22 protein-coding genes are annotated in these 24,398 nt (G+C 70.4%); 5 read left to right on the top strand and 17 right to left on the bottom strand.

The annotated features are described in order from the left end of the window. The first annotated feature begins 14 nt into the window (after positions 1–14). A complete protein-coding gene (locus AB0I81_RS59935) occupies positions 15–260 on the top strand; it encodes an acyl carrier protein (RefSeq protein ID WP_360678629.1) in 246 nt (81 codons plus the stop codon). Between the two features lie 10 nt (positions 261–270). Here AB0I81_RS59935 and AB0I81_RS59930 read toward each other — a convergent pair whose 3' ends face one another. The 7 genes from AB0I81_RS59930 to AB0I81_RS59900 form a co-directional block, all read right to left on the bottom strand. Then, positions 271–1,275 carry an ACP S-malonyltransferase gene (locus AB0I81_RS59930; protein WP_360678627.1) on the bottom strand — a complete coding sequence of 335 codons (1,005 nt, stop codon included), beginning with the start codon at positions 1,273–1,275 and terminating at the stop codon, positions 271–273. A 105-nt stretch (positions 1,276–1,380) separates the two neighbouring features. Further along, complete coding sequence (locus AB0I81_RS59925) at positions 1,381–2,631, bottom strand: methylaspartate mutase (protein WP_360678625.1); 1,251 nt, start codon at positions 2,629–2,631, stop codon at positions 1,381–1,383. 6 nt (positions 2,632–2,637) lie between these two features. Next, positions 2,638–3,135, bottom strand: a complete 498-nt coding sequence (locus AB0I81_RS59920; protein ID WP_360678623.1) for a cobalamin-dependent protein — start codon at positions 3,133–3,135, stop codon at positions 2,638–2,640. Position 3,136: 1 nt separating this feature from the next. Further along, entirely contained in the window at positions 3,137–4,081 is a 945-nt protein-coding gene (locus AB0I81_RS59915) for a proline iminopeptidase-family hydrolase (RefSeq protein ID WP_360678621.1), read from the bottom strand. Beyond that, entirely contained in the window at positions 4,078–5,391 is a 1,314-nt protein-coding gene (locus AB0I81_RS59910) for an activator-dependent family glycosyltransferase (RefSeq protein WP_360678619.1), read from the bottom strand. The genes AB0I81_RS59915 and AB0I81_RS59910 overlap by 4 nt, the downstream gene beginning before the upstream one ends. Beyond that, a complete protein-coding gene (locus AB0I81_RS59905) occupies positions 5,391–6,590 on the bottom strand; it encodes a P450-derived glycosyltransferase activator (protein ID WP_360678617.1) in 1,200 nt (399 codons plus the stop codon). The genes AB0I81_RS59910 and AB0I81_RS59905 overlap by 1 nt, the downstream gene beginning before the upstream one ends. A 180-nt stretch (positions 6,591–6,770) precedes the next feature. Beyond that, positions 6,771–8,309, bottom strand: a complete 1,539-nt coding sequence (locus tag AB0I81_RS59900; protein ID WP_360678615.1) for an MFS transporter — start codon at positions 8,307–8,309, stop codon at positions 6,771–6,773. A gap of 57 nt (positions 8,310–8,366) precedes the next feature. On the opposite strand from AB0I81_RS59900, the gene AB0I81_RS59895 reads away from it, so the two are divergent. Continuing rightward, entirely contained in the window at positions 8,367–9,002 is a 636-nt protein-coding gene (locus AB0I81_RS59895) for a TetR/AcrR family transcriptional regulator (protein WP_360678613.1), read from the top strand. A 116-nt stretch (positions 9,003–9,118) separates the two neighbouring features. Next, complete coding sequence (locus AB0I81_RS59890) at positions 9,119–9,358, top strand: hypothetical protein (protein WP_360678611.1); 240 nt, start codon at positions 9,119–9,121, stop codon at positions 9,356–9,358. Between the two features lie 65 nt (positions 9,359–9,423). On the opposite strand, the gene AB0I81_RS59885 is transcribed toward AB0I81_RS59890, so the two are convergent. From AB0I81_RS59885 to AB0I81_RS59875, 3 genes are all read right to left on the bottom strand, one after another. Further along, a complete protein-coding gene (locus tag AB0I81_RS59885; protein WP_360678609.1) occupies positions 9,424–12,204 on the bottom strand; it encodes an AAA family ATPase in 2,781 nt (926 codons plus the stop codon). Positions 12,205–13,381: 1,177 nt separating this feature from the next. After that, positions 13,382–13,669 (bottom strand): hypothetical protein, encoded by a 288-nt coding sequence (locus AB0I81_RS59880; RefSeq protein ID WP_360678608.1) that lies wholly within the window; start codon positions 13,667–13,669, stop codon positions 13,382–13,384. 127 nt (positions 13,670–13,796) lie between these two features. Next, on the bottom strand, positions 13,797–14,837 hold the full coding sequence (locus AB0I81_RS59875) for a hypothetical protein (protein ID WP_360678606.1): 1,041 nt from the start codon (positions 14,835–14,837) through the stop codon (positions 13,797–13,799). Between the two features lie 147 nt (positions 14,838–14,984). Here AB0I81_RS59875 and AB0I81_RS59870 point away from each other — a divergent pair, with 147 nt between their 5' ends. Then, positions 14,985–15,896 carry a helix-turn-helix transcriptional regulator gene (locus tag AB0I81_RS59870; protein ID WP_360678604.1) on the top strand — a complete coding sequence of 304 codons (912 nt, stop codon included), beginning with the start codon at positions 14,985–14,987 and terminating at the stop codon, positions 15,894–15,896. On the opposite strand, the gene AB0I81_RS59865 is transcribed toward AB0I81_RS59870, so the two are convergent. Genes AB0I81_RS59865 through AB0I81_RS59835 form a run of 7 tightly spaced genes read right to left on the bottom strand, consistent with a single transcriptional unit; the run spans position 15,865 to position 23,086 of the window. Further along, positions 15,865–17,112 (bottom strand): cytosine permease, encoded by a 1,248-nt coding sequence (locus tag AB0I81_RS59865; protein WP_360678602.1) that lies wholly within the window; start codon positions 17,110–17,112, stop codon positions 15,865–15,867. The two genes, AB0I81_RS59870 and AB0I81_RS59865, sit on opposite strands and share 32 nt — an antisense overlap. A 2-nt stretch (positions 17,113–17,114) precedes the next feature. Further along, positions 17,115–17,510: a gamma-glutamylcyclotransferase gene (locus AB0I81_RS59860; protein ID WP_360678600.1), complete on the bottom strand. Its 396-nt coding sequence runs from the start codon at positions 17,508–17,510 to the stop codon at positions 17,115–17,117. Next, positions 17,501–18,466, bottom strand: coding sequence for a carbamate kinase (locus AB0I81_RS59855; protein WP_360678598.1), 966 nt, complete (start codon positions 18,464–18,466; stop codon positions 17,501–17,503). The genes AB0I81_RS59860 and AB0I81_RS59855 overlap by 10 nt, the downstream gene beginning before the upstream one ends. Beyond that, the gene (locus AB0I81_RS59850) at positions 18,463–19,875 is read right to left on the bottom strand and encodes a DUF1116 domain-containing protein (RefSeq protein WP_360678596.1); all 1,413 of its coding nucleotides are present in this window, start codon (positions 19,873–19,875) and stop codon (positions 18,463–18,465) included. Before AB0I81_RS59850 ends, AB0I81_RS59855 begins: the two co-directional genes overlap by 4 nt. 23 nt (positions 19,876–19,898) lie before the next feature. Further along, the gene (gene fdrA / locus AB0I81_RS59845; RefSeq protein WP_360678594.1) at positions 19,899–21,506 is read right to left on the bottom strand and encodes an acyl-CoA synthetase FdrA; all 1,608 of its coding nucleotides are present in this window, start codon (positions 21,504–21,506) and stop codon (positions 19,899–19,901) included. Continuing rightward, on the bottom strand, positions 21,503–22,411 hold the full coding sequence (locus AB0I81_RS59840; RefSeq protein WP_360678592.1) for a DUF2877 domain-containing protein: 909 nt from the start codon (positions 22,409–22,411) through the stop codon (positions 21,503–21,505). Before AB0I81_RS59840 ends, fdrA begins: the two co-directional genes overlap by 4 nt. A 6-nt stretch (positions 22,412–22,417) precedes the next feature. After that, positions 22,418–23,086 carry a cysteine hydrolase gene (locus AB0I81_RS59835; RefSeq protein WP_360678590.1) on the bottom strand — a complete coding sequence of 223 codons (669 nt, stop codon included), beginning with the start codon at positions 23,084–23,086 and terminating at the stop codon, positions 22,418–22,420. Positions 23,087–23,191: 105 nt separating this feature from the next. On the opposite strand from AB0I81_RS59835, the gene AB0I81_RS59830 reads away from it, so the two are divergent. Next, a complete protein-coding gene (locus tag AB0I81_RS59830; protein ID WP_360678588.1) occupies positions 23,192–24,109 on the top strand; it encodes a LysR family transcriptional regulator in 918 nt (305 codons plus the stop codon). The last annotated feature ends 289 nt before the right edge of the window (positions 24,110–24,398 follow it).

Genomic DNA, 24,398 nt, shown 5'->3' with positions numbered 1-24,398 from the left:
GCATAATTCTGGCCATGTGGGACAAACAGTTTGAGGCGCTGCTGCGGCACCGCCTTCCCTTGCTGTCTTCCGGCGACGAGCTCACCGCGGAAACCAACCTCAGGGAATTCGGTTTGGATTCCATGGGCGCGGTGGAACTGTTGAGCGCACTGGAAGCCGACTACTCCGTACAGTTCGACGAGGAAGCTCTCGTCCTGGACACCTTCAACACCCCCGGGGCTTTGTGGGCTGCGCTCAGCGCGGCCCACAAAGCCCACTGAGTCCGCCGGGTCACCCAGCCGCCGAGGCTCGCTCCGCGCCGGATTCCCCGGCGCGGGACGAGCGGGGCCCGGCATCACGGGCAGCGGCGACGAGCAGCGGCTTCTTCGGGCCGACCGGCACCACCTTGAAGTTCCTGGTGGTGGCCGGCACCCGGCCGAACAGCGAGTCGGGCCCGGCCACGCAGACCGTGCGAACTCCCTGGGCCTGCATCGCCTCGACCGTCCCCGGCCAGTGCATCTGCTGGACGAAGCCGTCCAGCAGCAGGTTCCGCACCTGCTCCCCGGTGGTCAGCAACGACCCGTCGTGGTCGGAGATCACCGGCACCCGCGGCTCGGCGAACTCCAGCTCGTCCACGACCTCCTTCGCCGCGCGTTCCCGCAGCCGGGCGAAGGACGGAGAGTGCATCGGCGGCCGCATCGTGTACAACGACAGCCCGCCGGCGGCGCGGATTCCCTTCTCCAGCCCAGGCAGGTCGTCCTCCGACAGCGTGATCATGAAGAAGTCCTTGTCCACGCGGCAGGCCACGTCCGCCACGCCACCCCGCGCGGTCAGCTCGCCGAGCAGTTCCTCCGCCACTTCCGGCTTCACCCGGACGAAGGAGTGGGTGACCAGGCTCCGGTGTTCCCGGCTGAAGTAGTCCGCCACGCACCGGGCCAGCCGGGCGGTCATCCACACCGTGTCGGCGAAGCTCAACGAGCCCACATAGGCGGCGGCCACCTTGCCTCCGAAGCTCGGGCCCGTGCACCACCCCGGGCGGGCGGGCAGCGCCTCCCGCTCCGCCCACTCGGCCAGAGCCAGGCAGGTGACCAGGAAGGCCACCTGGGCGTACTCGGAGTAGTCGCCGTCCGCGCGGCGGAACCGGTCCAGCAGCGGGTAGCCAAGAGCCTCGTCGGCCTCGGCGAACCGCCGCCAGGCCAGCGGCACCTCGGTGGCGAATCGCTCGATGTCGGCGAAGCCGGTCGGCCCCATCCCTGGAAAAACCATCGCGAGCTCGTGGCTCGATGCGTTGTCCACCAGGGCACGCTAACCTTGGCCGCCCGGCCGGCCCCACCCCTAGTACCCCTCATCGTCATCCGGGCGGCCCCCACCATCCGCGCTCCCCTGCTCATACCCCGGCACTCAGTCCCGGCCGTCGTGCCTGCGCCGGACGTAGTGGAGCGCGTCCACCAGTTCGGTCGAGCCGACCGGGCGGGAGCGGCGCCGCGCCACCAGCCCGTCCAGCGGCAACGAGCCGACGTCCGCCCAGCGCAGCGACCCGTCGTTGTCGATGTGGCTGCGCGCCGCACCCCTGTTGTCGGGGTGCACACAGTAGGGGATGTCCAGGTAGCCCAGTTTGAACGCGCGCAGCAGCGCCCGGCCCACGTCCTCGTGCAGCTCCAGCGTGGCATCGACCAGCCGCCGCGCCTCGGCGTACACCTGCGAGTCGGTACTGCTCGGCGGCGGCGTGGCCGGCCGGGCCGCGCGCGCCGCCGTACCGGCCAGTTCCAGCGCGGCCACGTTCTCCTCGATCGTGGGGATGCGCAGGGACTCCGCCTCGGTCTTGACGATGAGCCGCTCCGCTCCGGTGCGCACGGCCAGCTCGGCGGCGGAGGTCAGCAACGACGCGGTGCCGTGCGGGGTCTCGGGATAGACGCCCATGTACGCGTAGACGACCACGTGCCAGCGGGCGCCGGCCAGGAACTCCCCGGCCAGCGCGCGCAGCGCGAGCACCGCCTCGATGTCCTGCTCGGGACTGGTCTGCTGGGCGTAGCTCAGCGAGATGTCCCGCAGGCCGTAGGACTGGAAGAACAACCCCTCCAGGACGCTGAGCGCGACGAGCTGGCTGGGCGGGCAGAGCTGGCCCAGAATGCAGCCGCCGAAGGTCTCCAGGTGCGGCTCCCTGCCCGCCGCCTGCCCACGGGTGGCCAGCAGCTCGCAGCCGCGGGCCCAGTGGTCGACCGCCTGGTTCAGCGGCATCCGGCTGTAGGGCAGGCAGTAGGAGACCGGCCCGCCCTCGGTGGCGTCCAGGCCGGCGTCCAGCAACGCCTCGAAGATCTTCCCCGGGTTGGCCGAGCCGTGCCGTACCTGAACGGGAAAGGTGGCGTCCCGTATCCCGCTCAGCAGCTCTTTGTTGGCTTCGACCCCCTGGCTGACCAGGGGGTAACCGTTGAGCGCGGCGCCGGAGGCCAGCGCCGCCGCCGCCGACTCCAGATCGCCCACCCGGGTGTAGCTGTCCACGGTGATCGTGCCGGCGGTGGCCGCGCGGGCGCGTTTGGTGGCGAGCAACCCGACGCGCATGGTCTCCACGTCGCCGAACCCCATCCGGGGCTGCACCACCAGCTCGCCGCTCGCGGCGGTGTCGGCGACGAAACCGCCGAATCCAGCGGTCACCGCGGCTCAGCCGAGCTGGACGGGCGCCCGCGCCGCAGCGCCGTCCGCCGACCAGGCCACAGCGGCGGCCAGTGTCCTGAAGTCCTCAAGGTCTTCGGGGCCGCCGCGGTCGAAGACCCCGTCACAACCGGCCGCGGTGAGCTTTTCCGCGAGGTCGTCCTCCCGCCGCCCGGTCACCCCGAGGCGTCCGCCGATCACGATCGGGACGCCGTCCAGCTCCGGCCGGGTCCGCAACTTGGGAACGACCCGCAGGCCCTCCCGGTACCCGTGACCATTGACGGTGCTGATCACCACGAGGTCGGGGCGCTGGTCCACGCACTCGGTGACCAGCAGGTCGTCCGGAACGCACGGCCCCAGGTTCACCACGTCCAGGCCCTCCTCCTCGCAGACCAGCTGCAGGAAGACCAGGTTCCAGGTGTGCGAGTCGGATGCCACTCCGCTCACCAGGGCGCGCGGGCGGCCCTTCCGCGAGATCGGGTTCTGGTCGGGCAGAATGTCGGTCACGTCAGCTCCCTGTCACAACGTCGCCCGTGCGGGTCCCCGGTTGGGTCCCGTGAACACTGGCGAGGTAGCCCAGCAGCACTTCCCGGAACCTGTCGGGTTCCTCCAGATGCGGGAGGTGGCTGGAGTTCTCGAGGATCTCCCAGCGGGAGTCCGGGATGAGCTCTTGGAACGGGCGGACGGTCTCGGGGGTGGCCTCATCGTGCCGCCCGGAGATGATCAGGGTCGGCACCTCGATGGATGGCAGCAGCTCCTCGACCGACCAGTCGCGCAACGTGCCGACGACGTGGAACTCGGTCGGCCCGTTCATCGTGTAGTAGACGGTCGGGTTGTTGTGCATCTCCATGAAGGACGCCTGGTACTCCCGCGGCCACGGGTTGACCAGGCACACGTATCGGTCGAAGAAGACGCGCATGGCGTCGAAGTAGGAGCGGGTGGCGGTGGTGCCCGCGGCCTCGTGCCGGGCCAGCGTCTCCTGCACCTCGGGCGGGAGGGTGGCGCGCAGCCGTACCATCTCCGCGCGCCAGGTGGGCATCGAGGCCGGCGAGTTCGCGATGACCAGCCCGCGCAGCCCGCGCGGGCGGGCCGCGGCGTGCGTGGCGCCCAGCATGCCGCCCCAGGAGTGGCCGTAGATCAGGTAGTTGTCGGCCACGCCCAGGCGTTCGAGCAGGTTGTCCAGCTCGTCCAGGAACAGGCGCACGGTCCAGAAGTCCGCGCCCTTGTCCGGCAGGCCGGTGGAGCCGCCGTTGCCCAGCTGGTCGTAGAGGATCACCGGCTGGCCCGCGTCGCTCAGGTCGCTCATCGGCAGCAGGTAGTCGTGCGTGCTGCCGGGCCCGCCGTGCAGCACCACCAGTGGCGCGCGCCCGCCGGACAGGTCACCGCTCACCCGATACCAGGTGCGGTACTCCCCGAACGGCACGGTGCCCTTCGCGGTCGGCCGTCGACTCATCTCAGGGCGCTCTCGGCGAGGCCGGGGTCCCCTACCGCACTGGGGTCATCCCCTGACTTGCCCGCGCGGTTCTCCGCGACCAGGCGCTCCAGCCGGGGTACGAGCTCCGCCGGGGTCGGCTCCGTGAGCATCTCCTCGCGCAGCCGGTCGGCGGCGGCCCGCGGGCCGGGCTCGTGCACCAGCTTGGCCACGGCGTCCCTGAAGCCTTGGGCGTCGAGCTTCGGCGGCGCGATGTAGACGCCGGCGCCGGAGGCGGCCAGCCGCTTGGCCTTCACCGGGGTGTCCCAGGTGTTGGCGATCATCAGCTGGGGCACCCCGTTGTGCAGCGCGGCGCCGAACGTGCCGGCCCCGCCGTGGTGCACCACCGCGGCGCAGGTCGGCATCAGCAGGTTCATCGGCACGAAGTCGACGACGCGCACGTTGTCCGGCACCTGTCCCAGGCGTTCGCGCTGCTGGGCGTCGAGCGTGGCCACCACCTCGATGTCCAGCTCGGCCACCGCTCGCACCAGCTCGGCCGGGCTGAGCGCCCAGTCGTGCAGGAAGTCGTCGCCGGTCTTGCCCAGGGTGAAGCAGACGCGGGGCCGGCCGGGCGGCTCGGCCAGCCAGTCCGGCATCACGGAGCGGCCGTTGTACGGCAGCGTCCGCATGCCCACCACCGGCACCCCGACCGGCAGCCGCAGGCTGGCCGGCGTCGTGGTGTCGATCGTGAGCCGCCCCGTGGTCACCTCCTCGGTGTACGGGCGGGAGTAGCGCGCCAGGCTCAGCGTCAGCCACTCGGCCACCGGGTCCTCCCAGTGCGCCCGGGGCTGCTGGGCACGCAGGTCCAGGAAGGCGCGGCGGGCGCTGCCCAGCACGTCCAGCCCCCACAGCGTCCGGACGTGCACCGCCCCGCAGGCCTCCGCCGCGATCGCGCCGGCCAGCGTGAACGGCTCCCAGATCACCAGGTCCGGTTGCCACCGCCGGGCGAAGCCGACCAGCTCGTCCACCATCGCCGTGTTGTTCGTGGCGGCCAGCAGCAGCGGCGCGATGATCGTGTCGAAGTCAAGAGCCTGTTCCCAGGTGACCGGCTCGTCGCGGTCCTCGTGCACCTGGGGCGGGCCCATCGCCGCGCCCGGCTGCTCCCGCACCTCCGCCAGCTCGGGATCGGTGCCGACCGGGACCGCGGTCAGCCCCGAGGCGGTGATCGCGTCGGTCAGCGAGGGCTGGCTGGCCACTCGGACCTCGTGTCCGGCGGCGGCCAGCGCCCAGCCGAGCGGCACCAGGCAGTTGTAGTGCGAGGCGAGAGCGAACGAGGTCAGCAGGACACGCATCAGTTCTCTCCAAGCCCGAGCACGGGCAGCTCGACGGGGCCGCGCGCCACGGGGGCGCGCCGCCGGTACACCGGCGTGCCGGACGGCCGCAGGTTCGGCCGCGCCTCGGCGAGAGTCCGCAGCGCCACCTCGGCCTGCGCACGCACCAGCGGGGCGACCGGGAGGTGGTGGAGCCCGCCGGCGAAGGCGAGCGGCTCCGGCTCGGCCTGCCGATCGAGGCGGAAGCGGTCCGGCTCCGGGTGCCGGGCGGCGTCCCGGCCGGCGGCCGCGGTGATCAGCACCACGTGACTGCCCGCCGGCAGTTCTGTCCCGGCCAGCTCGACCGTGGACGCGGCCACCCGGGCCTCCACCTGCACCGGCGGGTCGTACCGGAGCGTCTCCGCCACGGCCGCCGACGCCAGGTCCGGATTACGGGACAGTTCCGCCCACCGGCCCGGCTCGGCCAGCAGCGCGTGGACCGCGTTGCCCACCAGGTGCGCGGTGGCCGGGACGGCGGCTGCGGACAGCAGCACCCGCACGGCCCGGCCGGGACTTTCGGTCCCGTCCGTGGTGCCGAACAGCCCGTCGAGCCCGGCCACGGCGTCCTCGATCTGGCGGACGAGGGGCAGCGCCTGGGCGGCGAGCAGGGAGTCCGGCAGCGCCTCCGCGCCCGCGCAGAGCTCCGCGTACCGGGTCAGCGCGGCGGTGGGCACCCCGAGCAACGCGCCGGTGGCGGCGCTCGCCACCGGCCAGGCGTAGCCGGCCATCAGATCGCCGTCGGCGACCTGGTCGAGGCGGGCCAGGCACTCCCGCTCGACGGTCTTGCGGTGGGCGGCCAGCGCCTCCGGGTCGACCAGGGGCCGCCAGTGGGCTTGCAGTTCCTGGTGCTCGTCGGCCTCGGCGCCCGGCGTGCCGTACCCGTAGAAGGGCAGCAGCTGCTCGGCGGCCGGTGAGCCGTCCGGGCCCGACATCCGCCAGCGCGGGTCTGCCAGAACCTCGGCGATCACCTCTGGGTCCGTGCTCACCCAGCTTCCGGTCGGGCTGTGATAGATCGGGCCGCGCTCGTGAATCGCGGCGAAAAGAGGGTAGGGATCATCGGCACCGCGCAGAACCAGGGCGTAAGGATCGCCCATGATGCCCAGCACGCGCTGTGTGGCGCGGGCGTTGAGCAGACGCAGTCCCAACTCATAATCGGCTACCGGGTTGGCGCCTTTGGGCATGGTGCCTCCACCTAACCGGCGATCGGATCGACGATCGCCACGGTAGAGGCGGACATTCCCCCTAGATCAACCCCTAATGGACCTCACCCCGGCCCGATGAACCACGTATGAGGGCCGGGGTGGATCCACAGGGGAGCTCGCGCAACTGCGCTCGAGTGCTGCTCAGCGCACCCGTACGCCTCAGTGCACCTCGCTCTCCGCGTGCTTGATGCTGGCGCGGCGCAGCGCGAACATCGCGACGCCGGCCAGCGCCAGCATGAGCGCCGCGGTCACGTAGAGCGGCACCTGCATGCCGAGGGTGAACGCGGACCGAGCCGCCGCGGCGAGCTCCGTGCCCACCTGGCCGGGCAAGTCGGCGGCGATCGAGAGCGCCCCGGAAAGGGTCTCGGAGGCCGCCGCGCTCTCGTCTCCCGGCACCCCCTGCGGCATCGTGTCCAGCAGCGTACGGCTGTAGACGACGGTGCTGAGCAGGCCCATGAGCGCGATGCCCATCGCGGTCCCCAGCTCCAGACCGGTCTCCGACAACGCGGAGGCCCGCGCGGCCCGCTCCGGCGGCACGCTGCCGAGCACGATGTCCACCGCCACTGTGGCCACGATGCCGGTGCCCGCGCCCACCAGGATCATCCCCGGCACCAGCACCGCCAGCCCGGAGTCCACCTGGACCTGGGACATGATCAGCAGACCGACGGCCATGAGCAGGGGGCCGGCGGCGAAGATCGGACCGGGCCGGACCCGCTGCGCGAGGTAGCCGGCGACCACCGCGGCGACGATCACCCCGAGCCCGGCGGGTATCTGCCACAGCGCCGCGGGCAGCGGACTCAGCATCAGCACCTGCTGCAGGTACGGCGAGGCGAGATAGGTGCCGCCGGTGAGAGCGAACATGACCAGCGCGTAGCCGCCCACCGCGGTCGTGAAGATCGGCCGCCTGAAGAGGCCGATATCGATCATCGGGTCGTCGAGGCGGCGCTGCTGGACCACGAACGCCAGGCCGAAGACGACGCTCGCGATGATCGCGCCGATCGACCAGATCGACGCCCCCTCCAGGGCCAGTTGCTTCAGTCCGTAGATCAGCGGCAGCACCGCGGCCAGCGACAGCAGCGCACCGAGCAGGTCGAAGCGGCCCTTGCGGGGGTCACGGGACTCCGGCAGCAACATCACGCCGGCGACCAGGAGCAGCAGCATGAACGGCACGTTGATCAGGAAGACGGAGCCCCACCAGAAGTACTCCAGCAGGAAACCGCCCAGCGGCGGCCCCAGCACCACGCCCCCCGACGAGCCGGCGGTCCAGATGCCCACCGCGACCTTGCGTTGCCCGGGATCCTGGAACAGCGTGCGGATGAGCGCCAGCGTGGACGGCATGAGCGTGGCGGCGCCGATGCCCAGCAGCACCCGCGCGGCGATCAGAAGTTCGGGCGAGGTGGCGTACGCGGCGGCGGCCGAGCCGACTCCGAATACCACGGCACCGCCCAGCAGCACTTTTCGCCGGCCGATCCGGTCGCCCAACGCGCCCATCGGCATGAGCAGTCCGGCCAGCACGAACGTGTAGATGTCCATGATCCACAGCAGTTCGGCGCCGCCGGGCCTGAGACCTTCGGTGATCCAGGGAACGGCCAGAAACAGGATGGTGATCGAGTTGGACAGCAAGATCACAGGAAGGGTGAGCACGGCGAGGCCGAGCCACTCGCGACGTCCCGCGAGGGGGGGATTTTTCTGCGACATGCCCAGAATTATACAAGCGTCTAGGACGGACGTATGGATGGATGCTAAGATGTCATCATGGGACATCGAGAGCAGCTCCTTGAGGGCGCGAAGCGGTGCATCGTGGAGCGCGGTTACGCGCACACCACCGCCCGGCACATCAGCGCCGCTTCAGGGGCCAACCTCGCCTCGATCGGCTACCACTTCGGGTCGAAGGAGGCGCTGCTCCGCGAGGCCCTCATCGAGATGACCCAGGACTGGACCGACCTGTGGTCGGTCACCGTGTACGCCGACGCGGGCGACCCGTTGGAGGGTTTCGAAAAGACCTGGATGCAAATAGTCGACAGTTTCAAGCACAACCGTCCGCTGCTGGCCGCCAACTTCGAGGCGCTCACCTGCGCCGAGCACGCGCCGGACCTGAGGGAGAGGCTCGGCATCGCGCTCGCGTCGGCCGCCGCCCCCGAAGGGCTGGGCAAGCTGCTCGGCGAGGAGTCGCTCGACGAGGATTCCGCACGCGCGGTGGGCCGGCTCTACCTCACGCTGCTCCAAGGACTGATGGCGCAATGGCTGATCAGTCCTGACCTGGTGTCCGTGACCGACCTGACCGATGGCCTGCGCGTGCTCCTGCGCCGGCCACCGATCCATCCGCGCGGGGGCTATCCGCTCCCGGTACGCGAGCCGCTCGGCACCGCATCTTCGGCGAACAACAGTTAGTTGAGCTGATTCGGGGGACTCCTGTGTTCCAAAAGCCACTATCTTCTGTCTCCACGCCGTCCAACCTTCTTGTTGACAACTCGGATATCCCAGACCATTGGACCGGCCGTGACCTGTTGACCTCGGTCATCCTCTGGTACGGGCTGGATCCGGTGCTGGCCGCGCAGCGCGCGGAGGACCTGCTCGGCCCCTGGGATCTGGCCGAGGCGGAGGTCACTCCGGTGCGGGAGTACTCTCCCGGCATGATCAGGAAGATCAGCCTGCTGGTCACCCTGCTGCCGGAACCGCAACCGCTGGCTTTCGACACCTTGCTGAGCGACGCCGGCCACTCCTCAAGGACGTGGATGAGCGCGTGACCGGGCCGACCTTCCCCGAGCCGACCGCCGCGGCCAACCTCGGCCGCGACGCGTCGTACGGGGCGTCATACGGGATACGTCTGTTTCGACGAATCCCGTACGCCCAGGGACAGCTCGGTCGGCAGGTCGGCGCGCCGTTTGACGTTGAGCTTGCGATACACCCGCGTAAGGTGCTGCTCCACCGTGCTGACCGTGATGAACAGACGCTCGCTGATCTCCCTGTTGGTGTAGCCGAACGCGGCCAGCGCGGCGACCCGCCGCTCGGCGTCGCTGAGCGCCGCCGCCTCACCCAGGTCTCCGCCGCTGTCCTCCTCGCGCGGCTGCAGCCGCGCGGACAGCGGGCCGGCCTCGCACGCCTTGGCGATCTGCTTGGCCCGCCGGGCCATCAACCGCGCCCGGGTGATGTCGCCGAGCTCCTGGTAGGCGTCGCTGAGATCCGCGTACGCCCAGCCCAGCTCCAGCAGGTCGCCGGACCGTTGCAGCAGTGACATCGCCTCCTGCAGCCTCGCGGGCCGCTGCCGGAGCTCGGTGACCGACGCCAGCAGCCGCAGTGCCCGGCCGTGCACCCGCGGATGGGTGCCGCCGGGTATGGCCAGCTGCTCCGTGATCTTCTGCCGCGCCTCCTCGACCGCGCCTATCTGCAGGTACGTCCTGGCGATCGCGCAACGCCAGTCCACGAGCGCGGGGATGTCGAGATCCCATTCGCGCAGTAACTCACCACACTCGTGAAAGTCGCTCAATGCCGCCCGCGTGCGGTTCGTGGCGAGGTAGTAGTCGCCTCTGGCCTGCAGGAAGAGCGGCCACAGCGTGGTTCGCGGCATGTCGTCGGGAACGCCCCGCTTGATGATCTCAGCCGCCTCGTCCAGGTCTCCCATGGCGACGGTGGCCCGCAGCAGCACCGTCAGCGGCAGCCCGAGTATCACGCCCCAGCCCGTCCGCGACATCCCGCTCAGGGCCTGGCGCGCGTACCGCCGGGCCTCGCCCAGCTCACCGTGCTGCACCGCCAGCCACGACCGGATCCCGGCGAGTGCGGCCGTCCACCGGGAGAACCCGCGCGCAGCACCCTCGGTGCCGAGCGACTCGCACCACCGCACCGCCTCCTGGTAACGGCCCGTATGGGCCAGGGTGAACAGCGCGCCGAAGACCGCCTCCAGCTCCTCCTCGGCCAGGTTGCAACTTTCCAGCAACTCCTGGGCGGCGCCGACGATGTCCTCCTCGGCCTTGCCCAGCAGCAGGTTGCTCAGCGAGAACTCCCGGCCGATCGTGGTGTCCGCACCGGCCTGCTCCTCCGCGTCTTCCCCGACGAAAATGGTGGGAAAGATCAGCCGCACCCACTCCCGGGTGAAACAGAGCCGGGAATGTCCCCGGGACGGAACGTCGGACGAGGGCGCCGTCCAGTCGTAGACCACGGCGGCACGGCGGGTCCTGCCGTGCCACAGCAGGTACCTGCTGAGGGCGCGGGAGTCCGCGGCGGCGAGCTGACCGCGCCCGAACGCGTCCTCCAGCGGAGCCAGGAAGCGCAGCGCGGCGGCGGGCCGGTGGCACCAGTTCGCCTTGGCCAGCTCGGTCAGCATCGCCGCCTTCGTCGCCTCGTCCTCGCAGATGAGCCGGGCCAGCTCCAGGCAACTGATCGCCCGGTCCTGGTCGTCGTGCACGAGCGCCGCCTGGGCGGCCTCGCGCAACACCGCCACCATCCACGGCTCCGCCTCGGCCGGCGTGGCCGGGCTCGACGTCAGCAGGTGGTCGGCGATGTCCCCAGGCTCGGCGCCGAGCTGATACATGATCCGCGCCGCCCGCATGTGCATGACGGACTGCCGGTCCGGGCTCAGATCCCGCAGTACGGCCTTACGCATCGTCGGATGCCGGAACTGGTATCCCCGCAGCAGCCCCGCCCCGTCCAGGGCCTCCAGCGCCGGAAGCACGTACGCGGGCTTCACCCCGAGCAGTTGCGCCACCGAGCCGGTGCTGGCCGAGCGCCCGAGCAGGGCGACGCCGCGGGCCGCGTCCAGGATGCGCGGATCCCATCGGTGCAGGCAGGACAGGACCGCTTGGTGGAGATGGCGGCCGACGCCCGGCTGGGAGCCCTCCGGCGACCAGCCGCCCTGCGCCACGTCCCAGTAGTCCTGCACCATCGCGTGCAGGAGCAGGGGGTTGCCGCCGCTCAGCCGGTGGTACTCCGGGGCCAGCCGGGCGGCGGGCTCGGTGCCCATCGTGTCCCGGAGAAGCTCCTCAACCCCTGTCGGCGACAAACCGGCGACCCGCGCCTGAACGCAGTTGGGTTGCCGGGTGAGCTCCGCGCTGAACAGGGAGTTGACCGCACGGCGCTGCGACAGTGAGGTCACGGCCAGCAGCAGCGGAGCATTCGCCATGCGCCGCTGAATGTAGAGCAGGGCCTGCAGGCTCGGACCGTCCGCATTGTGCACGTCGTCAACGGACAGCAGAATCGGCTGTCGTTTGGTGAGCTCCACGAGAACCCCGCACAGCCGCGCCGCGACATACGTGAGGTTCTGCCCGAGCACCACCGGGTTGGGCACTCCGGAAATCCCATTGATCGGTTCAGGAACCAGCGTCTGTTCCACCTCGCCGGCGAACTCAGGTGGCAACTCGGCAGAACGAAACAACTGTCCGAGAGTCCCCAGGGGAAACATTCGTTCCGCCCGTGACCCGGCACTTTTCATCAGCAGGAATCCGGCTGCGCCGGCCTCGTTCGCGCAAGCCTGCAGTAACGCACTCTTACCGGTGGCGCCGGAACCGGTTATCAACATGGCTCCGCCGGTCCCGCCCAACGCCCTCTCGGTAAGGCTACGGAAGTTCGCCAGCGCCTCTGCACGTTCGATGAGCTGCATGGCCCATGCCTCCAACCAGCCACCCTAGTCGTCGTACTCGATCAGTAACTTTCTCTTTCCAGCGCATTTCAGCGACCCCCTCGGCGACTTTCATCCGAGGGAAGGTTTTTGGGGCAGGGTGACACGCAGGGGACACGGAGGTATTCGGCCGCCCAACTTTTGACGTCGGGATGCCTGTGCACGGCATAAGCCGTCATGAAAGATGCATGCCGGACCTGGGCGGCCCGACGTCGTTCCGGCGGCAACTGCAGTATGGCCGCCGCAAGTTTCATCTCGGTTACAAGACCTGTCGTCGGCGCCACGGTCCCCTGTCCGTCGCGCCACCCACACCCGGCTCCGTCACGATGGTGTGGAGCAAGCCTCGATCCCCGCGAATACGATCCGCCCCCGCCTCGCCCGGCGCGCGAATCATTGCGCGTCCAGGCCCTACGCCCCGTTTTCTTGCCGTTTCTCTCCCACACGTGCGTGCCCCCGAAATCCTCTCCCTCTAGCATGTCATGCCGAAGGAAAGGCATAGAGTGTGATTTTTGCCCCGTATTTCAAAGATCCACTCTTCAGCCGGCCAGTTCGTCAGGGTGGTGTCGGAAGGGGAGGAGGATCCTCCTGGGCGACGCTGGCCTCGTTACTATCCGTAGTGATGTCATCGCCAATTGTCGGTGAACCGGACAACATGACGGCAGTATATGTTGATAGATCACCCCTTAACCCCTAACGACCCCCCTATCTACCCGCCCGGGGGAGTCAGATGGGACAGCCGATGGTTATGGTGGGCATGACATGAGTCTGCGTCGCGTTCAGCGATCCGCACACGATGTTCACGGAGAATCGGGAACACCTCGGTGACCTGCGGCCCTTCCCCGGCACCGATGGACTTCCGCCCCCTCGGCGACCTGGCCGAACACCCTTGATGACAGCTCGCGCGGCTTGTCGCGGGCAGGGTCGGCTGACGTAACGGACCATACGTCTTTGACACCGGCAGTCGGTGCCGTGCGCACTTAGGGGGTTTGAACCGGTCGGGGGCGGTCACCCTACGCAGCGTGATCACCGTCGGCGTCCGGGAATGAAGAAGGGGTGGGCGCCCCGATCTGATCGGGGCGCCCACCCCTGGTCCCTGTTACCTCTTGGGGTCTGGGAATGGAGCAGTCGAATTTAAGGCCGAATGTCCGTTTCTGTCTTTCTACGGGATGAACACACTTCGACCGACTATCTCTTTGCCGTCGCCCGGCCACACCGTCCCCGTTTCCATGCCCCCGCAGTTCGGCAGGAGGAAGGCGACGGCCACCTGGTCGGTCCGGTTGTACACGAAGGGATCCGCGGTTCGGGCGGTGTAGCAGCCGCTGGGGTCCACGTACTCCGCCCTGTTGAGATAGAGGGTGCCAGTCGCGGCGGAGGCCGGGCTCGCCAGGCTCACGGCGAGCGCGGCGGCGGTGGTGAGGGCGGCGAGGGTGGCCGGGGTGCGGAGCATGGGCGACTTCCTGTCCTCTAGGGGTACGACGCGCCGTGGCGCTGACTGCTCCCCGATCATGCATTCTGAGTAGCCGCTCAACTACTGTCCGTCACGACATAGATCTGTTGACCCCTCGGAGGAGAGGTCAGCGCACGTCGACCGGGCGCAGCGTGAAGCCGTCGTTCGGCTTGCCGGCCAGCATGGCGGCCAGGCCGCCGCTGAGCGCGTAGGTCCTGCCCCCGGGGCCGGGCGTGACGGAGCTGGTGACCGGGTCGGTGACGGTGTCGGTGACCTTGACGGTGGCGGACTTCCAGCCCTGGCCGGGACGGACCCGCTGCACGACGGCGGCCTTGCCGGTGAGCAGCCCGCTGCTGACCACGGCGAGCGACCTGTCCGGCAGGACCCGGATGCCCGCGGTCAGAGCGCTGAGGTTCTTGGAGAGCTTGACCTTGGTGGCCTTCCCGGGGTTGTCGATTGGCACCCGCACCAGGCTGCCGTCGGCCTTGGCGACGATGAGGAGGTTGCCGGGCATCCAGGCCACGGCGCTCATGCCCACGTTGTTCAGGAAGTTCGGCACGTCCACGTTCCCGGCCAGCAACTTGTGGCTCACGAGGACGGAGGCCTTGCCGTTGCGGTCGATGCGGAAGATCGTCGAGGAGAGCTGGTCCACGGCGTACGCGGTGCCGTTCGGCGCGACCGTCACGTCGGCCACGAGGTGCTGCTTGTCGTCCTTGGCGACCTTGTTCAGGTCGGCGTACCAGAGCCGGCGTCCACTGCCGATCTGGTACGCGGCGACGCCCGCCACCTTGAACTTGGTGGCCTCCGAGGAACGTTCGGCCGTTCCGTAGTCCACGTTACCGGCCAGGATCCGGTTCCCTCTGGTGTCCACCCGCACGGCCTGCACCGACACCAGCTTCTTGTCCTCGATGATGGTGCGCACCTTCCCCTTCTGGTCGACCGAGGAGATGGTGTTGTGCGCCAGCGAACCCGTCACGAACTTCCGCGAGCCCGGGTAGTAGTCCGCGGAGTGGGGGAAGACCCCCGGCCCCTTGGCCTCGACGACGGGGGCCGCCGCCGTACGGGACTGGCCGGAGGCGGCGAGGACGTCGGTGGCGCCGGCCAGCGTGGTGCCGAGGACCGTCATGGCGGTGAGGCTCAGGGTGATCGCGGACTGCTTCAGCTTCATGGGGTGTTCTTCCTTGCTCCGGGGCCTGGCTTGCGAGGGTCGGCCCTGCGTTCTGCTCGTGGCTCAGAGTCTGCGGCCGCCGGCCGTTCGCAGCCTGCCCCTGACAAGGGCAGGCTCCTTGGCATAGGGGTGCTCGATACTCGGTGTATGAAGAAGACGACGGGGTTGGGCGAGTTCCTCCGGATGCGCCGGTCGCAGTTGCAGCCGGCGGATGTGGGGCTCCAGGATTTCGGGGAGCGCCGTCGCGTGCCGGGGCTGCGCCGCGATGAGCTGGCGCAGCTCGCCGGGGTGGGCCTGTCCTACTACACGCGGCTGGAGCAGGGGCTCTCGCTCAACGCCTCACCGGAGGTGCTGGACGCGCTGGCCCGTGCCCTCGATCTCGATGAGGTGGAGCGGGCTCACCTGCACGACCTGGCCGCCGGCGCCTCGCGCCGCACCGGCACCCGGCGCAGGGCCGCGCCGGAGCGGGCGGGGGAAATGACCCAGCAGTTGCTCGCCGCGTTCGGTGACGCGCCCGCGATCGTGCTCGGACGCCGCAGCGACGTGCTGGCCTGGAACCGTACCGGGCACTCGTTGTTCGCCGGGCATCTGGACCCGCACATCCCCGACCAGCCCGACCGGCGGCCGAACACCGCCCGGCTGGTCTTCCTGGACGCGCACACGCGGGACCTGTACGTGGAGGACTGGCCGAAGAAGGCCAGGGACGTCGTGGGAAAGTTGCGGCTCGCCGCCGGGCAACATCCGGACGACCCCCGGCTGGCCGCACTCATCGGTGAGCTGACCATGAAGAGCCCGGAGTTCGCCACCATGTGGTCGGAACACCGGGTCAGGAAGTGGGACCTGGCGACCTACCGCCTGCACCACCCGCTCGTGGGCCGCATGCAGCTCAACCTCCAGACCCTGAACGTCCCGCACGCGGACGGCCAGCGCATCGTCGTGGCGACCGCCGAGGCCGGCACCGGGTCGGCGGCGGCACTGAGCCTGCTCGCCCGGGCCGGCCTGCCGAGCGGTGAACGGTCCCGGCGCGTCAGCGGCGGGAGCGCGTTGTCAGACCGGTGATGAGGGCGTAGAGGAGGCCGCCCGACAGGAGGGAGTCGATCGACGGGATCTGGGTGAGTGAGAAGGTCCCGTACGCGGTGAGGTAGCCGACCGCGCACCCGCCCACCCAGGCCACGAACGTCGGCAGCCTGACGGCGGCCCCGTCCGACAGCACACCCGCGTCGTAGCCGTGCCGCCGGTAACGGAGGAAGTCGGCGATGATGATGCCCGCCACGGGCGGCGCGGCGATGCCGAGGAAGAGCAGGAAGTTCGGCAACCAGGCGGCCACGTCGAGGCTGCCGAGCACGGCCGCGCCCGCGCCGAGCGCGATCGAGGCCTGCCACTTCTTGACCCTGGGGACCAGCGACGACACGGCGAGCGTGCCCTGGAAGATGTTGCCCGCGTTCGCGGTGATCGCGGCGAACACCAGCAGCGCGACCGCCGGCAGCGCGGAGGCGATCATCGCCATCGCGTCGATGAGCGCGGACTGGCCCGTCAGCGCCGCGGGCACGGCGCCCGCGATGTACAGCAGCGGGTAGGCGATCCCGAAGGCGAGCACGCCGCCGGTCAGGGCCTGCCCGCGCCCCCTGGCGAAGCTGCCGAAGTCGGCGGAGGTCACGGCGAGCACCGTGCCGGTGCCCACCACCGAGGAGACGGCGACGCCCCAGTCCATCGGCGAGCCCGGCGTGACGAAGTCGCGCGCCGAGCTGAGTGAGACGTAGACGAGGTAGCCGAGCAGCAGCGCGATCACCGGGACGGCGAACTGCGCCACCTTGCCGAGGATCTCGAAGCCGAACGCCGTCGCCGCCACGAACAACACGCAGCCGAACGTCACGAGCACGGGCAGCGGCACCTGCGCCCCGGTCAGCTCCGTGACCAGGCGCTGCGCCGCCGTGCCGAAGCCGTTGGCGGTCACCGTGGCCCAGCCGAACACGCTCACCCCGAGCAGCGCGGTGATCGCCTTGGCGCCGCCACGGCCGAAGGGGAAGCGTACGACGTCATAGGTGGGCTGCCGGGCGTGCTCGCCGATCGCCAGGGTGAACACCGCGACGATCATCAGGATGAGCGAACCGGCCACCACCGAGGTGATCACGCTCGGCAGGGGCAGGCCGCTGCCGAGCGTCGGCGAGGACAACACCACCGGCGTGGTGATGATGCCCAGCAGGATCAGCGCGATCCGGTAACCGGGCGCCCCGGTCGCGGCCTCGGCCCTCTTGGCCGGAGTGTCGGTCCCCATGGTCAATCCTCCCCGAGGCCGAGCGTCGCGACGTAACGCCGCCAGCCGGTGAACTCCGTGATCTCACGCTTGCCCGCCACCAGGAACGGCTCACCGACCACGCCCAGCACCTCCGTGCCGTCGGCCAGGCTCACCTTGCCGATCGACAGGCCGGCGGGCTCGGACAGCAGCACTCCCGCCAGCCCTTCCGCGGGCACCTCCCAGACCTCCACCGCGACCGACACGCCGCTGCCGTCGGTGGTACGGATCATCGCGGGATGCCGGTCGTCGATGCTCCACAACCGGTAGCACGGCGCAGTGGCGTCCTCGCGCAGGAACGTGGCGCCCGCGTCGAGGAGGTTGCCGTTGAGTTCGAGGCCACGCATCAGGGTGCCGTTGACGGCGAGCGCTACGCCCATGGGGTTTCTCCCTTGCTGATCCAGGTGCCGGTCGCGCCGGACAACGCGTCGGCGAGCCGGTCGGGGGTGGTGATCAGGCCGCTCGCCGTGGGCCTGGCCCGCAGGAAGTCGATGATCGCCGTCACTTTGGGCCGCATGCTGCCCTCTCCGAAGTGGCCCTGCGCGGCGTACTCGGCGGCGGTCTCCGGGGTGAGGCGGTCGAGCCACTGTTCCCGCGGCGTGCCGAAGTGGATCGCCACCCGGTCCACGCCGGTCGGGATGGCCAGCAGGTCGGCGCCCAGCTCGGCGGCGAGCAGGGCGGCGGCGCGGTCCTTGTCGATCACCGCTTCCACGCCGGTGAGCAGGCCCGCGCCGTCCCTGGCGACGGCCACGCCCCCGCCGCCGCCGGCCACCACCACCGTGCCGCCGCCGACGAGGTCGCGGATGGTGCCGAGCTCGATGATCTCGATGGGTTCCGGCGAGGCCACCGTACGGCGCCAGCCGCGCCCCGAGTCCTCGGCGACCGTCCAGCCCAGCTCGGCGGCGTAGTGGCGGGCGGTCTGCTCGTCGAAGAACGAGCCGATCGGCTTGGCGGGCCGGTCGAAGGCCGGATCGGCGGGATCGACCAGGGTCCGCGTCACCAGGCTGACCACCGGCCGGCTGAGGCCGCGTACGGCCAGCTCGTTGGAGAGTGCCTTGGTGAACATGTAGCCGATCGCGCCCTGGGTGTCGGCGACCGCGTAGTCCAGCGGCACCGGGGCGACCTCGGCGGCGGCCAGCTCGGAACGGCGCAGGATGAAGCCGACCTGGGGGCCGTTCCCGTGGGTGACCACGACGTCCCAGCCCTTCGCGATCATGTCCACGACGGCCGGTACGGTCCTCACCACCGTGTCGTACTGGTACGGGATGGCTTCGTGGGCCGGGTCGCGGACCAGCGCGTTCCCACCGAACGCGACGACGGCGAGCCCGGCGCTCATGCCACCTCCCCAGCTGCGAGGCCCTCGGCGAGGGCGCTTACGGCCTGGGTGAAGCAGGGAAGCGGCGCCGTGGTGACGCCGGCGCCGATCTGCCCGACGCCGGCCTCCCTGTGGGCGATGCCGGTGTTGATGACGGGCTGGATGCCCGTGTCGGCGACGGCGCGCACGTCGATGCCCGCCGCGCTCGCGCCGAAGTCCAGCGCGGGCAGCGTGAACACCGGGTTGCTGCCGATCGTGATCTCCCGCATGCGGCGGCTGTGCGCGGTGGCGTCGGCCGGCGTGCCACCGACGAACTTGACGATGGCGGGCGAGGCGGCCATCGCGAAGCCGCCGAGCCCGGCGGTCTCGGTGATCGCGCTGTCGCCGAGGTCGGGGGCGGCGTCGGCCACGCCGTACCCGGGGAAGAAGAGGCCGTCCACAGGGTTGGCCGGCGCCTGGAACCAGCGGTCGCCGGTGCCGGAGACGCGGATGCCGAAGTTCACGCCGTTGCGCGCCATCGCGGTGACCATCGAGCTGTGCGGCACCCCGGCGGCGGCGTCGAGCATGGCCTTGCAGGCCGCCATCGACACGTTGAGGAAGAAGTGGTCGTTGCCGGTGATGAACTCGGCGGCCCGCCGCAACACGGCGTTGGCCGGCTCGGTCGCGATGAGCGCGGGCAACAACCGTTTGAGCAGCAGACCGGTGGCCGCCGCGTTGCGGTTGTGCACCTCATCGCCCATGTGCAGCGCCTGCCCGATGAGCGGCTTGAGCTCAAGACCGTCCAGCCGCCGTACGGCGGGCCGCAGCGCCCCGGCCAGCTCGTCGCCCATCCACTTCAGCCGGTCGAGCACCTCGGGGCCGTTCGCGCCGAAGCGCAGCACCTTGCCGAGTCCCTCGTTGAAGTTGCTGTAGGCGAGGTTGCCCGAGGTGGCGTCGCGTACCACCCACACCGGCATCGACGGGCTGATGACGCCGGCCATCGGGCCGACCGCGCCGTAGTGGTGCGCCGGGGAGAAGGAGACCGCGCCCGACGCGGCCAGCTCGGCCGCCCGCTCCGGGTCCGGCGCCCAGCCCTCGAAGACGATGGCTCCGGCGATCGCGCCCTTGACCGGGCCCGCCATCCGCTCCCAGGCGATGGGCGGGCCGGAATGCAGGATCAGGCGCTCGCCGGCCATCCCGGGGATGGCCTCCCCTGCCGGTGCGACGTCGGTCAGCACCGGTTGTGCGGACAGGTAGCGCTCGAAGGCGACCTGGTTGGCCCGCTCGACCTCCGGGTGGCGGACGAGCCTGGCCAGCGCCAGCGCGGCGGCCGGGTCGCCCTCCGCCGGCGGGCGCCAGTCGAGGGTGGTGACGGATCCTCCGGCATGGCGGATGTTGTCCCCGAACCCGGCGAGACCGACGTTCACCACGTCGAGGTGTTCGCTCCACATATGTCTCTGCCTTCCTTTCCCGGTCAAGGGATCATCCGGGCGGCGATCACGGCCGCCTGGGCGTTGTTCTCCGCCACCAGGGCACCGGCCTCCCGCAGCCGCGCGACGACGGCCGACCGGTCCTGCGGGTCGTCGTCGGTGCCGCAGACATGCCCGACGAACGCGAGGGCGCGGCCTTCGCGTTCGGCCCGCGCCTTCGCCTGCCCGATGGCGTCGAGCAGGCCGGAGATCGGGTCGTCCGCGGCGCCGTACCCGAGTACGACGTCGAACAGCACGACGGCGGTGGCCGGGTCGTCGGCCTCGGCGAGGAGCCGCTCGTCGCGCGGCGCCGGGTCGATCATGGGGTGCGGCCGTCCCTGCGTGAACGCGTCGTCGCCCAGGTCGAGGATCGTGTGCCCGGTACTGGTCCCGACGTCGCCGAGCGCGGAGTTGCCCGCGACTGGGGTGTTCGACGCGGCCTGAATGCCCGCGGCCCGGGCCAGCAACTGCGTCTCATAGCAGAACGTGCCGCCGGTGAGCACACCACGCAGGTAGCGCTGCGCCGGCGCAAACCTCACCCGATCGAAGTACGGCTCCCCCGCACGATCCTGCCCCTGGGCGAGCGCCACCACAGGATCCCCGGGCTGAGTTTCCCCACCGGTGAGCGCCACCGCGCGATCCTCGGGCCGGGCTTCCCCACGGGCGAGTGCCACTGCTGCATCGGCGGAGCCCGCCAGCGTGGTGGCGAAGTGCACCCCCGGGGTGTCGCCGCCGAACGCGGCGGGGTCGGCGCCGAGGAAGCAGATCACGACGGGCACGTCGAGCGTACGAGCCTCCTCGATCACGCTCTTGGCGACCGTCTCGGCCGGCGGCTTGGAGACCAGCACGATGACGTCCGTCGCCTCGTCGGCGGCCAGCGCGCGCAGCCCACGGAGCATGGAGACCGCCCCGACCTGCGCCGACAGGTCGTGGCCGCCGGTGCCCAGCGCCTGCGAGATCCCCTCCCCCAGCTGGTGGACGCGGCAGGTGATCTCCTGCATGCCGGTGCCGGACGCGCCCACCACGCCGATGCGCCCGCGCCGTACGACATTGGCGAAGCCGAGCGGCAGACCGTTGACGATCGCGGTGCCGCAGTCGGGCCCCATCACGAGCAGATCCTGCTCCTCCGCGAAGCGCTTGATCTCGATCTCCTGATCGAGAGGCACGTTGTCGCTGAAGATCATGACGTTCAGGCCGAGCCGCAGCGCCTTGAGCGCCTCGGCGGCGGCGTAGGCGCCGGGCACCGAGATCAGCGCCAGATTGTGCGCCGGGTTCTCCTCCACGGCCTGCCGCAGACTCCTGAGCTGCCGCGCCGCCACCGTGCCGGTGCCGGCGTCGCCGGGTGACTGCTCGGCCAGCAGTTCCTCGGCCAGCTCCAGCGCCCGGGCAACGGCCTGCTCCTCGCCCAGTACCGCGACGACCAGGTCACCGGGCCCCGCGTCCACCTCGCCCAGTCCGGCTTCGCGAAGGTTGTCCAGGTTGGTACCGGTCCCCATCACGACGGAAGCCGTCTGGATGCCGGGCAGCTTGGCCAGCGCCGCGGAGAGCGCCATCAGGGCAACGGAGTCCTGATAGCGGTTGGGGTAGATGCGATGTTCGCGAATGCTGATCATGCCGCCTTCCGATCTGGGCAGGAACCGAGCGCGCGCAGGCCGAGCAGGACGCCGGCGACGCCGTCGGCTCCCGAGCTCGCTCCCACGCGCAGCGCGGCTTTGGTACGGGCCGGCACCGCCGCGCGGCCGGCTCCGGTGACGAGCGCGTCCACCAGGTTCACGATCGGCTCGCCGAAGTGGCCCCCGGCGGCGAGCCGCAGATAGTGGGCACCGACATCGGTGGTGCGACCGGCGTGACGGCGCACAACGGACGCCAAGGTGTGAAACGCGGCTCCCCCACCGCCCCGCGACAGTACGGCCAACACGCCAACCAGCAGGTCATCCCCACTGGGCGTCAGACCGGGCCCAAAGCCGACCAGCCGCGCCACGGCCTCGGACACGTCACGCCGCCCAGGCTCCCCCGACGGACTCCCCGCCCGCCCGGCAAGCACTCCCGACGGACTCCCCGCCCGCCCGACCAGCGCCCCCGGCAGACTCTCCGCCCGCCCGACCAGCGCTTCCAGCAGGCTCTCTGCCCGTTCGGTGAGCCCCGGCACGACGATGCCCTCGGCTTCGACGTACTGCTCGCGGATCCTCGCGACCTCCTCGGCGTCCTCGGCGTCCTCGACGTCGACGATCACGGACGGGGCCGGGGAAGGTGGTGTCCAGACGGGCAGGGCTCGCAGGTCGAGCACGTGCTCGCCGAACGACAGGACCCCGGCCACGCAGCGGGCCGGATCCCCCGCTTGCGCCCTGGGCCGCCACCCGGTCACCCGGACCGACGTCGGAGTGTGCGGTGAGGCGGCGTCGTGCACGGTCAGCAGGCGACCATCCACGGCCAGGTTGCAGGCGGTGGCGAAGACGCTGTGGACGTTCCCGGCGAAGTCCGGCCCCGGCACCAGATAGCCCTTGGAGACGGCGACCATGACGGGTTAGCCGTTCAACAGGTCCAGGGCGCGTTTGGAGTCCGACACCCAGCCGAAGATCGCGCCCTGCGCCTTGATCATGTCGAGGCCGACCCGGAGGAACTCGGGGAAGTAGGAGCCCACACAGTCTTCCAGGACCACGCACTCGTAACCGCGGTCGTTCGCCTCGCGTACCGTGGTGTGCACGCACACCTCAAGGGTCACCCCGCAGACCAGCAACGTCTGGATGCCCCGGCCGCGCAGGATCGCCTCAAGGTCGGTCGCGTAGAACGCGCCCTTGCCCGGCTTGTCGACCACCGGCTCACCCGGGATCGGGTAGAGCTCGGGCACGATGTCGTGCCCCTCCTCGCCGCGGACCAGGATGCGCCCCATCGGCCCGTCGGTGCCGATGAACGTCTTGTCGCCGCGCGTACGCTTGGCGGGCGGGCAGTCCGCGAGGTCGGTACGGTGCCCCTCGCGGGTGTGCACCACCAGCATCCCGGCGGCCCGAGCCGCTTGCAGCACCATCCGCGTGGGCTCGATCGCCCCGCGCAGCAGCGAGACGTCGTTGCCGAGCAGCTCGCCGAAGCCGCCCGGCTGCAGGAAGTCCCGCTGCATGTCGATCACGACCAGCGCCGTCTTCGCCGGGTCCAGTTCCAGATCGAACGGCTCGGCGGCAATGCTCCTGGCAGTCACGGGCCACCCTCCTCGGTTGTTCACGCTCTGTACCCCAGGTTGCCCCCGACCAGGCTATTCTGTCCAACAGATAGAGTTGCTACACCTCATCGAAACGGTCGATAAATGGAGCTCCGGCAGCTGTCGCACTTCCTCGCCGTGGCATCCCGGCGCAGTTTCACCCAGGCGGCCCGCGACGTGAGCGTCGTACAGTCGTCACTGAGCGCATCCATCCGCCAGCTCGAACGTGAGCTAGGCGCCACCCTCTTCGACCGGACCACCCGCCGCGTCGAGCTCAGTCCGGCGGGCCGCGCCCTCCTCCCGATCGCCCGCAACATCCTCGCGGAGGCCCGCTCGGCCAAGGCCGAGATCTCCGCGGTTCAGGGGCTGCTGCGCGGCCAGGTGTCGCTCGGCACGATCCAGATGCTCACCTGGGTCGATCTCCCGCAGGCGCTGGCGCTCTTCAGAAAGGCGCATCCGGGCATCGAGATCAGCCTGCTGGAGGCGCCGGTGGACGAGATGATCGAGGCGCTGCGCAGCGGCGGCCTGGACCTGGCCTACCTCGCGTGCGGCCCGGAGGAGCTTCCCGCGGCACTGACGGTGATCGACAGTGACACCGAACCGCTGGCGGTGGCCACCGGCCGCGACCATCCGCTGGCGGAACAGGCGGGCGTACGGCTGGCCGACCTGGAAGCGGAGTCGTTCGTCGAGTTCCAGGCCGGGACCGGACTGCAGACCGTCGTCGACCGCCTGTGCCTGGACGCCGGACTCAACCGGCGGATCGTCCTGCGCACAACCCAGCTCGAACTGCTGGTCTCCCTGGTAAGACACGGACTCGGAATCGCCATCCTGCCCGTAGGGGTGGCACAGGAGGCCGGGCTGACGACCATCCCAATCCTCGGCGACCGCGCGGTTCGCACCGTCGCCCTGGTCACCCGGGCGGGACACGACAGCAACCCGGCCGTACGAGCCCTGCTCGACCTGCTACGACCCGCACACCACGACCGGCCCTCAGAAGCCCAACGCTCAGGTGAGAAACGATGACACCAGCCAGGCGACGGCCGTTGCCGCACCGCGGATAGGACCACGGCCAGGAACAACACGATGGCGGTGCACATCAGGACCGATCCGCCCCACCGCGCGGCCCGCCTCCCGTCTCAGTTCGTAACCGTTTCTTCGCCCGATGTACCGCTGAAAACCGGCCGTCCAGGTTTACAGTGCCTCCCATCCAAGGGAGCACGATGAAGTTCGGGATACTGGGTCCGCTGGCCGCGTGGCGAGAGGGTGTGCAGCTCGATCTCGGCACGCCCAAGGCGCGGGTGTTGTTCGCGGT

Source organism: Nonomuraea sp. NPDC050404 (assembly GCF_040655495.1).
GTDB lineage: Bacteria > Actinomycetota > Actinomycetes > Streptosporangiales > Streptosporangiaceae > Nonomuraea.
The sequence above is the reverse complement of the archived record's forward strand: the minus strand, read 5'-3'. Positions and strand labels throughout refer to the sequence as shown.

What these genes read in the sequence shown, in the direction of transcription:
- AB0I81_RS59840 (WP_360678592.1), bottom strand. Translation starts at nt 22,411, where the DNA reads ATGGTCGCCGTCTCCAAGGGCTATCTGGTGCCGGGGCCGGACTTCGCC.
- AB0I81_RS59850 (WP_360678596.1), bottom strand. Translation starts at nt 19,875, where the DNA reads ATGTGGAGCGAACACCTCGACGTGGTGAACGTCGGTCTCGCCGGGTTC.
- AB0I81_RS59875 (WP_360678606.1), bottom strand. Translation starts at nt 14,837, where the DNA reads ATGAAGCTGAAGCAGTCCGCGATCACCCTGAGCCTCACCGCCATGACG.
- AB0I81_RS59855 (WP_360678598.1), bottom strand. Translation starts at nt 18,466, where the DNA reads ATGAGCGCCGGGCTCGCCGTCGTCGCGTTCGGTGGGAACGCGCTGGTC.
- AB0I81_RS59880 (WP_360678608.1), bottom strand. Translation starts at nt 13,669, where the DNA reads ATGCTCCGCACCCCGGCCACCCTCGCCGCCCTCACCACCGCCGCCGCG.
- AB0I81_RS59870 (WP_360678604.1), top strand. Translation starts at nt 14,985, where the DNA reads ATGAAGAAGACGACGGGGTTGGGCGAGTTCCTCCGGATGCGCCGGTCG.
- AB0I81_RS59910 (WP_360678619.1), bottom strand. Translation starts at nt 5,391, where the DNA reads ATGCGTGTCCTGCTGACCTCGTTCGCTCTCGCCTCGCACTACAACTGC.
- AB0I81_RS59935 (WP_360678629.1), top strand. Translation starts at nt 15, where the DNA reads ATGTGGGACAAACAGTTTGAGGCGCTGCTGCGGCACCGCCTTCCCTTG.
- AB0I81_RS59865 (WP_360678602.1), bottom strand. Translation starts at nt 17,112, where the DNA reads ATGGGGACCGACACTCCGGCCAAGAGGGCCGAGGCCGCGACCGGGGCG.
- AB0I81_RS59885 (WP_360678609.1), bottom strand. Translation starts at nt 12,204, where the DNA reads ATGCAGCTCATCGAACGTGCAGAGGCGCTGGCGAACTTCCGTAGCCTT.
- AB0I81_RS59905 (WP_360678617.1), bottom strand. Translation starts at nt 6,590, where the DNA reads ATGCCCAAAGGCGCCAACCCGGTAGCCGATTATGAGTTGGGACTGCGT.
- AB0I81_RS59895 (WP_360678613.1), top strand. Translation starts at nt 8,367, where the DNA reads ATGGGACATCGAGAGCAGCTCCTTGAGGGCGCGAAGCGGTGCATCGTG.
- fdrA (WP_360678594.1), bottom strand. Translation starts at nt 21,506, where the DNA reads ATGATCAGCATTCGCGAACATCGCATCTACCCCAACCGCTATCAGGAC.
- AB0I81_RS59860 (WP_360678600.1), bottom strand. Translation starts at nt 17,510, where the DNA reads ATGGGCGTAGCGCTCGCCGTCAACGGCACCCTGATGCGTGGCCTCGAA.
- AB0I81_RS59900 (WP_360678615.1), bottom strand. Translation starts at nt 8,309, where the DNA reads ATGTCGCAGAAAAATCCCCCCCTCGCGGGACGTCGCGAGTGGCTCGGC.
- AB0I81_RS59915 (WP_360678621.1), bottom strand. Translation starts at nt 4,081, where the DNA reads ATGAGTCGACGGCCGACCGCGAAGGGCACCGTGCCGTTCGGGGAGTAC.
- AB0I81_RS59830 (WP_360678588.1), top strand. Translation starts at nt 23,192, where the DNA reads ATGGAGCTCCGGCAGCTGTCGCACTTCCTCGCCGTGGCATCCCGGCGC.